Consider the following 12,891-nt stretch of genomic DNA (forward strand, 5'->3'; position numbering starts at 1 on the left):
TTCACGACTTGCAGCTTGAAGCTGTCGTCGAATGCCCTGCGTTTTTTGGTCATGAATAACTCCTCGATAGATGCATTTTCCACCTATCGGGGTGTCCGGGGAAATTAGACCACTGCACTACAGCGACCTGAATTATCGAGTCGAACTCAGATTTTAAAACCAATGGAGATCGGCTCCCTTTCCCCCTCTCCCTGAGGGAGAGGGCTGGGGTGAGGGGGTAGCTCTTGATCTACCTCTCCAGTAACCTGTGCGCCAAATTCCAAGGCCACCTCCATGCTCTTCCTGATCGCCTACATCAGCAGCGTCGTGCTGATCAACTTCGCCTTTTCCACCGCGCCCCACCTGGACATCATTTGGTCGGCCTGGGGTGGTCTGGTGTTCGTGCTGCGCGACATGGTGCAAACCCGCTTTGGCCACGGCGCAATCATTGCCATGTTGGCGGCATTGGTGCTGTCTTACATCACGTCCGACCCGTCTATTGCCTTGGCCAGCGCCACCGCTTTCGCGGTTTCCGAGTGCATCGACTGGCTGGTGTTCAGCATCACTAAACGGCCCCTGCGTGATCGCTTGTGGATAAGTTCGGCACTGAGCATCCCTCTCGACACTTTCATCTTCTTCGGCATGATCGACTTGCTGACCCCGCCGGTGATCATCACCGCGCTGGTCTCGAAATTTGCCGGCGTCACCGCCGTCTGGCTGATCATGGCCTGGCGCGAGCGCAAACAGGCTGTCGCTGGCTGAAGCCAAACCCTGCAGTTCATGTAAAATGCCGCGCTTTCTCCCTCTGGAAAGCGCGCATGGCGCCGCTTTCCTCGATGATCCGCTTCCTTGAGGACCTTCAGATGACCCGTATCGGAACTCCATTGTCGCCGACCGCGACCCGCGTATTGCTGTGTGGCTGTGGTGAGTTGGGCAAGGAAGTGGTAATCGAACTGCAGCGCCTGGGCGTGGAAGTGATTGCCGTTGACCGTTACGCCAATGCGCCGGCCATGCAAGTCGCGCATCGCAGTCATGTGATCAACATGCTCGACGGCGCCGCCCTGCGTGCTGTGATCGAAGCCGAGAAACCGCATTTCATCGTGCCGGAAATCGAAGCCATCGCCACCGCGACCCTGGTCGAACTGGAAGCTGAAGGCTTCACCGTGATCCCGACCGCGCGCGCTGCGCAACTGACCATGAACCGCGAAGGCATCCGTCGTCTGGCCGCGGAAGAGCTGGACCTGCCAACCTCACCGTACCACTTCGCCGACACCTTCGAGGACTACAGCAAAGCCGTTGCAGACCTGGGTTTCCCGTGCGTGGTCAAACCGGTAATGAGCTCCTCGGGCAAAGGTCAGAGCCTGCTGCGCAGTACCGATGACGTGCAGAAAGCCTGGGATTACGCGCAAGAGGGCGGGCGCGCCGGCAAAGGTCGGGTGATCATCGAAGGCTTCATCGATTTCGACTACGAAATCACCCTGCTGACCGTACGCCACATTGGTGGCACTACGTTCTGTGCGCCGGTCGGCCACCGTCAGGAGAAGGGTGACTATCAGGAATCCTGGCAGCCACAGGCCATGAGTCCGGTGGCGTTGGCTGAGTCCGAGCGGGTTGCCAAAGCGGTCACCGAAGCGTTGGGTGGCCGCGGTCTGTTCGGCGTCGAGCTGTTCATCAAAGGCGATCAGGTGTGGTTCAGCGAAGTTTCGCCGCGTCCGCACGACACCGGTCTGGTGACTTTGATTTCTCAGGATCTGTCGCAGTTCGCCCTGCATGCGCGGGCGATTCTCGGTCTGCCGGTGCCGCTGATCCGTCAGTTCGGCCCATCGGCTTCGGCGGTGATTCTGGTGGAAGGGCAGTCGACTCAGACGGCTTTCGCCAATCTTGGAGCCGCCCTGAGTGAGCCGGACACGGCGCTGCGTCTGTTTGGCAAGCCGGAAGTGAATGGCCAGCGCCGCATGGGTGTGGCGCTGGCGCGGGATGAGTCGATTGAACTGGCTCGCGCTAAAGCCACCCGTGCTTCGCAGGCTGTTGTCGTAGAGCTGTAAACCGAGGCGCGCCCATCGCGGGCAAGCCCGCTCCCACAGGTTTTTTTGTCGTACACAAAATTTGTGACCAACAGAAATTCCTGTGGGAGCGGGCTTGGTCCGGGCGGCGATCCGACGATGGCGGTCTGTCAGGCAACCCGATTCAGGTCGTTATCCCGCGTCTCTTTCAGGCACAGCACAGCAATCAGGCTGAGCACCGCTGCCACCGACACATACCCGCCGACGTAACTCAAACCCCCCATCGCCACCAGTTTCTGCGCAAAGAACGGCGCCGCCGAGGCTCCGACAATGCCGCCGAGGTTGTAGGCCGCTGATGCGCCGGTGTAACGCACGTGCGTGGGGAACAACTCCGGCAGCAGCGCGCCCATCGGGGCAAATGTCACGCCCATCAGAAACAGCTCGATGCACAGGAACAGCGCCACGCCCCAGGTCGATCCCTGAGTCAGCAACGGTTCCATCAGAAACCCCGACAGAATCGCCAGCACGCCACCGACGATCAGTACCGGTTTGCGTCCATAGCGGTCGCTGGCCCAAGCCGACAGCGGTGTGGCGGCCGCCATGAACAACACAGCGAAGCACAGCAAGCCGAGGAAGGTTTCGCGGCTGTAGCCCAGCGTGGATACCCCGTAACTCAGGGAAAACACCGTCGAGATGTAGAACAGCGCATAGCACACCACCATTGCCGCCGCGCCCAGCAGGGTCGGGGCCCAATACTGAGTGAACAGCTCGACCAACGGCACTTTCACTCGTTCCTGACGAGCGATGGCGTTGGCGAACACTGGCGTTTCATGCAGCTTCAAGCGCACGTACAGGCCAACCATGACCAAGGCTGCGCTGAGCAGGAATGGAATGCGCCAGCCCCAACTGCGGAACTGTTCGTCGTCCAAGGTCATGGCCAGGGTCAGGAACAGACCAGTGGCAGCGAGGAAGCCAATCGAAGGGCCGAGCTGCGGGAACATGCCGAACCATGCGCGTTTGCCCTTGGGGGCGTTCTCGGTAGCCAATAAAGCAGCACCGCCCCATTCACCGCCAAGTCCCAACCCTTGGCCGAATCGCAGCACGCAGAGAAGAATTGGCGCCCAGGCCCCAATGGTCGCGTAGCCCGGCAACACGCCGATCAACGTCGTACACACGCCCATCAGCAGCAGCGAAGCGACCAATGTCGACTTGCGCCCGATGCGGTCACCGAAATGACCGAAAAGCGCCGAACCCAAGGGGCGCGCGAGGAAGGCGATGCCGAAAGTGAGAAACGCCGAGAGCATCTGCGCCGTGCCGGACGTCTGCGGAAAGAACACCGGCCCGATCACCAGCGCAGCAGCGGTGGCGTAAACGTAGAAGTCGTAGAACTCGATGGCCGTGCCGATAAAACTCGCCGTAGCCACGCGGGTCGCGGAGTTGGTCGGTTGGGCAGGCGCGTTGTCGCTGTAAGCGGTACTGGTCGTCATGCGGTGATCCCTGACAGTCATGAGCTCCGTTGGAGCGAATTATTATGGTCGAGCACCCAGGGATGTGGGATCAGACGCGAGCGCTGTATCCGGTAGGAACAGTCGTTGCAGTGCAGCGGAAATCTTCGATGGACTTGCCGGAACCTGTCGGGTGCAGGGTAAACACGCGGTTCGGCGGCGCTTGGGTAAGCACCGCGATTATAGGAAGGAGCCTAACGATCAAACAAGGGCGATCTAGCGTGTCGGCGCGAGTGCCTGAGCAGACGAGGTATGCCAGATCAAAACCTTGCTCACCCGGTTATCCTCGGTCTCGAGAATCTCCAGCCGATAACGGCCGATCTTCACGCACACCGCACTGGCCGGAATGGTTTCCAGCGCTTCGGTCACCAGCCCGTTGAGGGTCTTCGGGCCGTCGCTCGGCAGGTGCCAGCCGAGGCATTTGTTCAACTCGCGGATCGAAGCAGCGCCGTCGATGATCATGCGCCCGTCGTCTTGCGGATTGATGTGCGGATTGTCGAGGCTGTGCTCGCTTTCGAATTCGCCGACGATTTCTTCGAGAATGTCTTCGAGAGTGACGATTCCCAGCACTTCGCCGTATTCATCGACCACCATGCCCAAGCGCCGTTGCTGCTTGTGGAAGTTGAGCAATTGCAGTTGCAGCGGGGTGCTTTCCGGCACGAAATACGGCTCGTGACTGGCCGACAGCAGCGCTTCGCGGGTCAGGCTGGCATCCGCCAGCAAGTGGCGGATCTGCCGGGTGTTGAGCACCGCTTCGACCTGATTGATGTCGCTGTGAAACACCGGCAGGCGCGTGCGGCGGTTGCCGCGCAGTTGTTCGATGATTTCGTCGATCGGGTCGTCGAGATTGATTCCGTCGACTTCACTGCGGGGCACCAGAATGTCGTTGACTGTGATGTTTTCCAACGCATGAATGCCCGATACCGGGTGTGGGCGGCTGGCTGGATGCTCAGAGTCATCATGGCGATCCGAGTGCTCTTCGTCTTCGCTCTGCTGCACCACTGCGACCTTGCGCGAGAACGGCTTGAGCAACAAACGACTGACAGCATTCAACAGCCAGGCGGCGGGGTAGACGATTTTCAGCGGCACCGCGAGCAGGCTGTTGCCGAACGACAACACCGCATCCGGGTACCGCTGGGCGAGGGCGCGCGGGAAGTAATCGGCGAACACCAATAGCACCGCGCCAGCACCGAGGCAGGCTGCCCACGGGCCATTTTCTTCGCAGAGAAAGATTGCCAGCAGCGTCGCCAGTATTACGGCAAGCGCGCGGCACAGAGTGTTGCAGAAGATCAGGCTGGCGAGCGGAAAGCTCAACCTGGCCAGCGGTTTGTCGCTGGCGCGCGAGGCGGTGCGCTGCGCCAGCAAATGCTGCTGTGCACTTTCAACTGCGGTGAACAGTGCTGACCAGAGAATCAGCAATGCGAATACTGCGAGCATCGGCCCTATGGGCAAAGCGTCCATTAATCTCGCTCGTCAGATATGCAGGATGTATTCACGAACCAGTTTGCTGCCGAAATACGCAAGCATCAGCAGGCAGAAACCGGCGAGGGTCCAGCGAATCGCTTTGTGACCGCGCCAGCCGAGACGGTTGCGGCCCCACAGCAGCACGCTGAACACGATCCATGCCAGGCACGCCAGCAGGGTCTTGTGCACCAGATGCTGGGCAAACAGGTTCTCGACGAACAGCCAGCCGGATATCAGCGACAGCGACAACAACGCCCAGCCGGCCCAGAGAAAGCCGAACAGCAGGCTTTCCATGGTCTGCAACGGCGGGAAGTTCTTGATCAGTCCGGAGGGGTGTTTGTGCTTGAGCTGGTGATCCTGCACCAGCACCAGCAACGCCTGGAACACCGCGATGGTGAACATGCCGTAGGCAAGGATCGACAACAGAATATGCGCGAGGATGCCCGGCTCTTCATCGATGATCTGCACGGTGCCGGTGGGTGCGAACTGCGCCAGCAACACCGTCACTGCACCCAACGGGAACAGCAGAATCAGCAGGTTTTCCACCGGGATGCGCGAGCAGGCCAGCAGGGTCAGAGCGATCACCGCCGCAGCGATCAGGCTTGAGGCGCTGAAAAAGTCCAGGCCCAGACCGATCGGCGTCAGCAGGTGAGTCAGCAGGCTGGCGCTGTGGGCCACGATGGCGAACACGCCAAGCGCAACCAGCAGGCGCTTGTTCGCCTTGGCGCCAGTGGCCAGGCGGGTGCCCTGATAGAGAGTCGCAGCGGCGTATAGAAGGGCGGCGGCGAGGGTGGTCAATAAGCTGGGTGACAAGGGGAGCATAAATCCTGTTAGGCAAGCCCGAAAGGCGTTGAGTTTGGCATAGAACCGCCACGGCACGAAAGACTACATCAACTGACGGCGAGGTGTCCGCCAGCCGCAGTCTTCGCTATAATCCGCGACCTGCCCACGCCGCAGGCTCGCCGAGCACATGTTGATTCCGGTCTGGGCCGCCATTATCCCGGTCTACACAGGGCCTGAAAGGATCGCGCAATGTTTGAAAACTTAACCGACCGTCTCTCGCAGACGCTGCGCCATGTCACCGGCAAGGCCAAGCTGACCGAGGACAATATCAAAGACACCCTGCGCGAAGTGCGCATGGCGTTGCTCGAAGCCGACGTCGCCCTGCCGGTGGTCAAGGACTTCGTCAATTCGGTCAAGGAGCGCGCTGTCGGCACCGAGGTGTCGCGCAGTCTGACGCCGGGCCAGGCGTTCGTGAAGATCGTCCAGGCCGAACTCGAAAGCCTGATGGGCGCGGCCAACGAAGACTTGAACCTGAGCGCCGTGCCGCCAGCCGTCGTGCTGATGGCCGGTTTGCAGGGTGCTGGTAAAACCACTACCGCCGGCAAACTTGCGCGCTTCCTTAAAGAGCGCAAGAAGAAGTCGGTGATGGTTGTGTCGGCGGACGTTTATCGTCCTGCGGCAATCAAACAGCTGGAAATGCTGGCCGGTGAAGTTGGTGTGACCTTCTTCCCGTCCGACCTGAGCCAGAAGCCGGTCGACATCGCCAACGCGGCTATTAAAGAAGCAAAACTCAAATTCATCGATGTGGTCATCGTCGATACCGCCGGTCGCCTGCACATCGACGAAGAGATGATGGGCGAGATCAAGGCGTTGCACGCCGCGATCAACCCGGTCGAAACCCTGTTCGTGGTTGACGCCATGACCGGTCAGGACGCCGCCAACACGGCCAAGGCCTTCGGTGATGCACTGCCGCTGACCGGTGTGATCCTGACCAAGGTCGATGGCGACGCCCGTGGCGGTGCCGCACTGTCGGTACGCGCCATCACCGGCAAGCCGATCAAGTTCATCGGTATGGGCGAGAAGAGCGAAGCGCTCGAACCGTTCCACCCGGAGCGGATCGCCTCGCGGATTCTCGGCATGGGCGACGTGCTCAGCCTGATCGAACAGGCCGAAGCGACCCTCGATAAAGACAAGGCCGACAAACTGGCCAAAAAGCTGAAGAAAGGTAAAGGCTTCGACCTCGAAGACTTCCGCGATCAGCTGCAACAGATGAAGAACATGGGCGGCCTCGGCGGACTCATGGACAAACTGCCGAGCATCGGCGGCGTCAATCTGTCGCAAATGGGCAATGCTCAGACTGCAGCAGAGAAGCAATTCAAGCAGATGGAAGCCATCATCAACTCGATGACCCCGGCCGAGCGCCGCGACCCTGAGCTGATCAGCGGTTCGCGCAAACGCCGGATCGCCATCGGTTCCGGCACCCAAGTGCAGGACATCGGTCGCTTGATCAAGCAGCACAAGCAGATGCAAAAGATGATGAAGAAGTTCTCCGCAAAAGGCGGAATGGCCAAAATGATGCGCGGCATGGGCGGAATGTTGCCCGGCGGCGGCATGCCAAAGATGTAAAAGAACTCGCCGGTCGTCGCACCGGCGCAGTCCCGCATGGAAGCGGGATCTACAGCAAACCCGCACTCGGCGGGAGCTGACCGGCCGTTTTAAACGACGGCTCTATAGCAAATCCGGATGGCGTTCGATAGGGCGCCGGAAAAAGGCATTTGCAAAAGTCCGGATATTCCTTAGAATATGCGGCCTTTCGGGCACCCATGCCCGCTGTGCCTTTAGATTTGCAGCACCGACTACAGGAACGATGTTCACATGCTAACAATCCGTCTTGCCCTTGGCGGCTCCAAAAAGCGCCCGTTTTACCACTTGACCGTAACCGACAGCCGCAACCCGCGCGACGGTTCGCACAAGGAACAGGTTGGTTTCTTCAACCCTGTTGCTCGTGGTCAAGAAGTTCGTCTGTCCGTGAACCAAGAGCGCGTAGCCTACTGGCTGAGCGTTGGTGCACAACCTTCTGAGCGTGTAGCTCAGTTGTTGAAGGATGCATCTAAGGCTGCGGCCTGAGCAATATGAACGCGACGCCAGCTGTTGCTGATGATTTGATCGTTATCGGCAAAATTTATTCTGTTCATGGCGTTCGCGGCGAAGTGAAGGTGTATTCCTTTACTGATCCAACTGAAAACCTGTTGCAGTACAAAACCTGGACGCTCAAACGTGACGGTAATGTGAAACAGGTAGAGCTGGTCAGCGGACGCGGGAATGACAAATTCCTGGTCGCAAAGCTCAAGGGTCTTGATGATCGTGAAGAAGCTCGTCTTCTGGCCGGTTATGAGATCTGCGTGCCGCGCAATCTGTTCCCTGATCTGACCGATGGTGAGTACTACTGGTACCAGCTTGAAGGTCTGAAGGTCATCGACACACTCGGGCAATTGCTCGGGAAAATCGATCACTTGCTCGAAACCGGCTCCAACGATGTCATGGTAGTCAAGCCTTGCGCTGGCAGCCTGGATGATCGCGAACGCCTGTTGCCCTATACGGAGCAATGCGTGTTGGCCATCGACCTGGCAGCGGGCGAGATGAAGGTGGATTGGGACGCGGACTTCTAAACGTGGCTAATTTGCGCGTAGAAGTGATCAGTTTGTTTCCCGAGATGTTTTCCGCCATCGGCGACTACGGCATCACCAGTCGAGCGGTCAAACAGGGGCTCTTGCAGCTGACCTGTTGGAATCCGCGGGATTACACGACGGATCGGCATCACACTGTGGACGATCGCCCGTTTGGCGGTGGTCCGGGCATGGTGATGAAGATCAAACCCCTGGAAGATGCTCTGGCTCAGGCCAAGGCAGCAGCCGGGGAGGCGGCGAAGGTGATTTACCTGTCCCCCCAAGGCCGTCAACTGAATCAGTCGGCGGTACGCGAACTGGCAAAAGAGGATGCGTTGATCCTGATTGCCGGCCGCTATGAAGGCATTGACGAGCGTTTTATTGATGCTCATGTCGATGAAGAGTGGTCGATTGGCGACTATGTACTGTCTGGCGGCGAGCTGCCGGCGATGGTCCTGATCGATGCGGTTACACGGCTGCTGCCTGGAGCTTTAGGGCATGCGGACTCCGCCGAGGAAGATTCCTTTACGGATGGTTTGCTGGATTGCCCGCACTACACCCGACCTGAGGTGTATGCGGATCAGCGTGTTCCCGACGTGTTGCTAAGTGGCAATCACGCGCACATCCGGCGTTGGCGTTTACAGCAGTCCCTTGGTCGGACCTATGAACGACGCGCCGATCTTCTGGAAAGCCGCTCGCTTTCTGGAGAAGAGAAGAAGCTGCTCGAGGAATACATCCGCGAGCGGGACGATAGTTAACAACGTATCGATGGTAAGTCCGACGACTTACCTTAGGAGCACAGCATGACTAACAAAATCATCCTTGCACTCGAAGCAGAGCAGATGACCAAAGAAATCCCTACCTTTGCCCCGGGCGACACCATTGTCGTTCAGGTTAAAGTGAAGGAAGGCGACCGTTCCCGTCTGCAAGCGTTCGAAGGCGTTGTAATCGCCAAGCGTAACCGCGGCGTGAACAGTGCATTCACCGTTCGTAAAATCTCCAACGGTGTTGGCGTAGAACGTACGTTCCAGACCTACTCGCCGCAAATCGACAGCATGGCTGTCAAACGTCGCGGTGACGTACGTAAAGCCAAGCTGTACTACCTGCGCGATCTGTCGGGTAAAGCAGCTCGCATCAAGGAAAAACTGGCTTAAGTCCAGCTTCCGATGCAGAAAAAAGCAGCCTACGGGCTGCTTTTTTGTTGCCCGCGATTTATCTTCCGTAGCCGTAATTGCCGGTTTGCCTGAGTTTCCGATGCCCGCTATCGACCATCCGCTGATTGACCAGTTTCTCGACGCCCTGTGGCTGGAAAAGGGCCTGTCCGACAACACGCGCGGCGCCTACCGCAGCGATCTCGCTTTATTCAACGGCTGGTTGCAGGAGAAAAATCTTGAACTGGCCGACGCTGGACGTGAGCTGATCCTCGATCACCTGGCGTGGCGTCTGGAGCAGAACTACAAACCGCGGTCCACCGCGCGATTTCTCTCCGGTGTGCGTGGCTTTTATCGCTATCTGCTACGGGAAAAATTGATCGCTGTCGATCCGACCTTGCGCATCGATATGCCTCAGTTGGGTAGGCCGTTGCCCAAATCGCTGTCGGAAGCGGATGTCGAAGCCTTGTTGAAAGCGCCGGATCTGAGCGAAGCCATCGGCCAGCGTGACCGCGCCATGCTCGAGGTTCTGTATGCCTGCGGTTTGCGCGTGACCGAGTTGATCAGTCTGACGCTGGAGCAGGTCAACCTGCGCCAGGGCGTGTTGCGGGTGATGGGCAAGGGCAGCAAGGAACGGCTGGTGCCGATGGGCGAGGAAGCGATTGTGTGGGTCGAACGTTACTTGCGCGACGGGCGCGCCGAGCTGCTTGGCGGGCGCCCGAGCGATGTAATGTTTCCCAGCCAGCGCGGGGAACAGATGACGCGGCAGACTTTCTGGCACCGCATCAAGCATCAGGCCAAGGTCGCGGGGATCGGCAAGTCGCTGTCGCCGCACTCCTTGCGCCACGCGTTTGCCACACATTTGCTCAACCACGGTGCCGATTTGCGCGTGGTACAGATGCTGCTCGGTCACAGTGATCTATCAACCACGCAGATCTACACCCATGTCGCCCGGGCGCGGTTGCAGGATCTGCACGCCAAACACCACCCGCGCGGCTGATACAGAAATGTCTTACAACCGGCGCATTCGGCCCTGCCAGCCTTCTGTGGTAGGCTTTGCCGGTTTGCACGATGGGCGGTTATGACCCGGTGTTCCGGCACGGGCGTTCTGACTGTTCCATTTGTCCGCCTTCAGGAGTTCACATGCGTCTGACCCAGATTTTCGCCGCCGCAGCCATTGCGTTGGTCAGCACCTTTGCCGTCGCCGATGATGCGGCCGACAAAGCCATCCGTAAAAGCCTGGAAAACCTCCAGCTCGAAGTCCCGGTAGAAAGCATTTCTGCCAGCCCGTTGTCGGGTCTGTACGAAGTCAGACTCCAAGGCAGTCGCGTGCTTTATGCCAGCGCCGATGGCCAGTACATCGTTCAGGGCAACATGTTTCAGCTCAAGGACGGTAAACCGGTCAACCTGACTGAGAAAACCGAGCGTCTGGGCGTGTCGAAACTGGTCAACGCAATCCCGGTTGCCGAAACCGTGGTCTACCCGGCTGTGGGCGAAACCAAATCGCACATCACCGTGTTCACCGACACCACTTGCCCGTACTGCCACAAACTGCACGCCGAAGTGCCGGAACTGAACAAGCGCGGCATCGAAGTGCGCTACGTGGCGTTCCCGCGCCAGGGCCTGGGTTCGCCGGGTGACGAGCAACTGCAGGCTGTGTGGTGCTCGAAAGACAAGAAAGCTGCCATGGACAAAATGGTCGATGGCAAGGAAATCAAGGCCGCCAAGTGCGAAAACCCGGTTTCCAGGCAGTTCGCCCTCGGTCAGTCGATTGGCGTGAACGGCACACCGGCCATCGTTTTGGCTGACGGACAAGTGATTCCGGGCTACCAGCCTGCGCCACAAGTCGCCAAACTGGCGCTGGGCGCGAAGTAATTCGCATCGTCACGCTCAGCCGTGACGAGCGTGGTCCGGTAGCAACCTTGCCGGGCCATCAATAGAGAGCCGCGAACCTGCGGCTGTTTTCACGGCCGGCCTTGCGTCGGCCGTTTTATGGGGAGTTCACAGTGAAACCGGTCAAAGTAGGCATCTGTGGGTTAGGGACCGTCGGTGGCGGAACCTTCAACGTACTTCAGCGCAACGCCGAGGAAATTGCTCGTCGTGCCGGGCGTGGAATCGAAGTGGCACAAATTGCCATGCGCACGCCAAAGCCTCAGTTCCAGACGACCGGTATTGCGATTACCAACGATGTCTTCGAAGTGGCCACGAACCCTGAGATCGACATCGTCATAGAGCTGGTCGGCGGCTACACCGTCGCCCGCGAGCTGGTACTCAAGGCCATCGAGAATGGCAAGCATGTGGTCACCGCGAACAAGGCTCTGATTGCCGTTCACGGTAATGAAATTTTCGCCAAGGCACGCGAGAAAGGCGTGATCGTGGCGTTCGAAGCGGCTGTGGCCGGTGGCATTCCGGTGATCAAGGCGATCCGTGAAGGCCTGTCCGCCAACCGCATCAACTGGGTCGCCGGCATCATCAACGGCACCGGCAACTTCATCCTCACCGAGATGCGCGAGAAGGGTCGCACCTTCGAAGACGTGCTGGCCGAGGCGCAAGCGCTGGGTTACGCCGAAGCCGATCCGACCTTCGACGTTGAAGGCATCGACGCGGCGCACAAGCTGACGATTCTGGCTTCGATCGCGTTCGGCATTCCGCTGCAATTCGACAAGGCTTACACCGAAGGCATCACCAAGCTGACCACCGCTGACGTCAACTACGCCGAAGCGCTGGGCTACCGCATCAAGCACCTCGGCGTGGCGCGCAGCACCGCCAGCGGTATCGAGTTGCGCGTACACCCGACGCTGATCCCGGCCGATCGTCTGATCGCCAACGTCAACGGCGTGATGAACGCAGTGATGGTCAACGGTGACGCTGCCGGTTCGACGCTGTTCTACGGTGCCGGCGCCGGCATGGAGCCAACGGCTTCGTCGGTAATCGCCGACCTGGTGGACGTGGTTCGCGCCATGACCTCCGACCCGGAAAACCGCGTACCGCACCTGGCCTTCCAGCCGGACTCGCTGTCGGCGCATCCGATCCTGCCAATCGAAGCCTGCGAAAGCGCCTACTACCTGCGCATTCAGGCCAAGGACCATCCGGGCGTACTGGCTCAGGTGGCAAGCATTCTGTCGGAGCGCGGTATCAACATCGAGTCGATCATGCAGAAGGAAGTCGAAGAACACGACGGCCTGGTGCCAATGATCCTGCTGACCCATCGCGTGCTCGAGCAGCACATCAACGATGCGATCGCAGCCCTCGAAGCGTTGGCCGGCGTGGTCGGTCCGGTTGTGCGGATCCGCGTCGAGCACCTGAACTAAGTCGATATCGTTCACCGGGCCTGCGCGCA

Annotated in this window: 13 protein-coding genes; 10 read left to right on the forward strand and 3 right to left on the reverse strand. The window is 59.3% G+C overall.

The window, feature by feature from the left end; genetic code table 11:
• Positions 1-273: 273 nt before the first annotated feature.
• On the forward strand, positions 274-741 hold the full coding sequence (locus ACP7EE_RS26035; RefSeq protein WP_426202290.1) for a preQ0 transporter: 468 nt from the start codon (positions 274-276) through the stop codon (positions 739-741).
• A gap of 101 nt (positions 742-842) precedes the next feature.
• Entirely contained in the window at positions 843-2,024 is a 1,182-nt protein-coding gene (gene purT / locus ACP7EE_RS26040) for a formate-dependent phosphoribosylglycinamide formyltransferase (protein WP_426237798.1), read from the forward strand.
• Between the two features lie 128 nt (positions 2,025-2,152).
• Here the strand turns inward: purT and ACP7EE_RS26045 are convergent, their stop codons facing one another.
• The 3 genes from ACP7EE_RS26045 to ACP7EE_RS26055 form a co-directional block, all read right to left on the reverse strand.
• Positions 2,153-3,469 carry an MFS transporter gene (locus tag ACP7EE_RS26045; protein ID WP_426237800.1) on the reverse strand — a complete coding sequence of 439 codons (1,317 nt, stop codon included), beginning with the start codon at positions 3,467-3,469 and terminating at the stop codon, positions 2,153-2,155.
• Positions 3,470-3,703: 234 nt separating this feature from the next.
• On the reverse strand, positions 3,704-4,948 hold the full coding sequence (locus ACP7EE_RS26050) for a transporter associated domain-containing protein (protein WP_426237802.1): 1,245 nt from the start codon (positions 4,946-4,948) through the stop codon (positions 3,704-3,706).
• Between the two features lie 12 nt (positions 4,949-4,960).
• Positions 4,961-5,773: a cytochrome C assembly family protein gene (locus tag ACP7EE_RS26055; protein WP_426202284.1), complete on the reverse strand. Its 813-nt coding sequence runs from the start codon at positions 5,771-5,773 to the stop codon at positions 4,961-4,963.
• Positions 5,774-5,983: 210 nt separating this feature from the next.
• Here ACP7EE_RS26055 and ffh point away from each other — a divergent pair, with 210 nt between their 5' ends.
• From ffh to ACP7EE_RS26095, 8 genes are all read left to right on the forward strand, one after another.
• A complete protein-coding gene (gene ffh, locus ACP7EE_RS26060; RefSeq protein ID WP_420647776.1) occupies positions 5,984-7,360 on the forward strand; it encodes a signal recognition particle protein in 1,377 nt (458 codons plus the stop codon).
• Positions 7,361-7,609: 249 nt separating this feature from the next.
• Positions 7,610-7,861, forward strand: coding sequence for a 30S ribosomal protein S16 (rpsP, locus tag ACP7EE_RS26065; protein WP_010463010.1), 252 nt, complete (start codon positions 7,610-7,612; stop codon positions 7,859-7,861).
• Positions 7,862-7,866: 5 nt separating this feature from the next.
• Complete coding sequence (gene rimM / locus ACP7EE_RS26070; protein WP_420647777.1) at positions 7,867-8,403, forward strand: ribosome maturation factor RimM; 537 nt, start codon at positions 7,867-7,869, stop codon at positions 8,401-8,403.
• A 2-nt stretch (positions 8,404-8,405) separates the two neighbouring features.
• A complete protein-coding gene (trmD, locus tag ACP7EE_RS26075) occupies positions 8,406-9,158 on the forward strand; it encodes a tRNA (guanosine(37)-N1)-methyltransferase TrmD (RefSeq protein ID WP_426202281.1) in 753 nt (250 codons plus the stop codon).
• A 45-nt stretch (positions 9,159-9,203) separates the two neighbouring features.
• Positions 9,204-9,554 carry a 50S ribosomal protein L19 gene (rplS, locus tag ACP7EE_RS26080; protein ID WP_003175895.1) on the forward strand — a complete coding sequence of 117 codons (351 nt, stop codon included), beginning with the start codon at positions 9,204-9,206 and terminating at the stop codon, positions 9,552-9,554.
• A gap of 100 nt (positions 9,555-9,654) precedes the next feature.
• Positions 9,655-10,551 carry a site-specific tyrosine recombinase XerD gene (gene xerD / locus ACP7EE_RS26085; RefSeq protein ID WP_426237805.1) on the forward strand — a complete coding sequence of 299 codons (897 nt, stop codon included), beginning with the start codon at positions 9,655-9,657 and terminating at the stop codon, positions 10,549-10,551.
• Positions 10,552-10,694: 143 nt separating this feature from the next.
• A complete protein-coding gene (dsbC, locus tag ACP7EE_RS26090; RefSeq protein WP_426202278.1) occupies positions 10,695-11,426 on the forward strand; it encodes a bifunctional protein-disulfide isomerase/oxidoreductase DsbC in 732 nt (243 codons plus the stop codon).
• Between the two features lie 131 nt (positions 11,427-11,557).
• On the forward strand, positions 11,558-12,862 hold the full coding sequence (locus ACP7EE_RS26095) for a homoserine dehydrogenase (protein WP_426237807.1): 1,305 nt from the start codon (positions 11,558-11,560) through the stop codon (positions 12,860-12,862).
• Positions 12,863-12,891: the final 29 nt, after the last annotated feature.

It is taken from the genome of Pseudomonas sp. TWP3-2, assembly GCF_049897765.1.
GTDB lineage: Bacteria > Pseudomonadota > Gammaproteobacteria > Pseudomonadales > Pseudomonadaceae > Aquipseudomonas.

What these genes read in the sequence shown, in the direction of transcription:
- purT (WP_426237798.1), top strand. Translation starts at nt 843, where the DNA reads ATGACCCGTATCGGAACTCCATTGTCGCCGACCGCGACCCGCGTATTG.
- ACP7EE_RS26055 (WP_426202284.1), bottom strand. Translation starts at nt 5,773, where the DNA reads ATGCTCCCCTTGTCACCCAGCTTATTGACCACCCTCGCCGCCGCCCTT.
- ACP7EE_RS26045 (WP_426237800.1), bottom strand. Translation starts at nt 3,469, where the DNA reads ATGACGACCAGTACCGCTTACAGCGACAACGCGCCTGCCCAACCGACC.
- xerD (WP_426237805.1), top strand. Translation starts at nt 9,655, where the DNA reads ATGCCCGCTATCGACCATCCGCTGATTGACCAGTTTCTCGACGCCCTG.
- dsbC (WP_426202278.1), top strand. Translation starts at nt 10,695, where the DNA reads ATGCGTCTGACCCAGATTTTCGCCGCCGCAGCCATTGCGTTGGTCAGC.
- rimM (WP_420647777.1), top strand. Translation starts at nt 7,867, where the DNA reads ATGAACGCGACGCCAGCTGTTGCTGATGATTTGATCGTTATCGGCAAA.
- ACP7EE_RS26035 (WP_426202290.1), top strand. Translation starts at nt 274, where the DNA reads ATGCTCTTCCTGATCGCCTACATCAGCAGCGTCGTGCTGATCAACTTC.
- ffh (WP_420647776.1), top strand. Translation starts at nt 5,984, where the DNA reads ATGTTTGAAAACTTAACCGACCGTCTCTCGCAGACGCTGCGCCATGTC.
- ACP7EE_RS26050 (WP_426237802.1), bottom strand. Translation starts at nt 4,948, where the DNA reads ATGGACGCTTTGCCCATAGGGCCGATGCTCGCAGTATTCGCATTGCTG.
- rpsP (WP_010463010.1), top strand. Translation starts at nt 7,610, where the DNA reads ATGCTAACAATCCGTCTTGCCCTTGGCGGCTCCAAAAAGCGCCCGTTT.
- rplS (WP_003175895.1), top strand. Translation starts at nt 9,204, where the DNA reads ATGACTAACAAAATCATCCTTGCACTCGAAGCAGAGCAGATGACCAAA.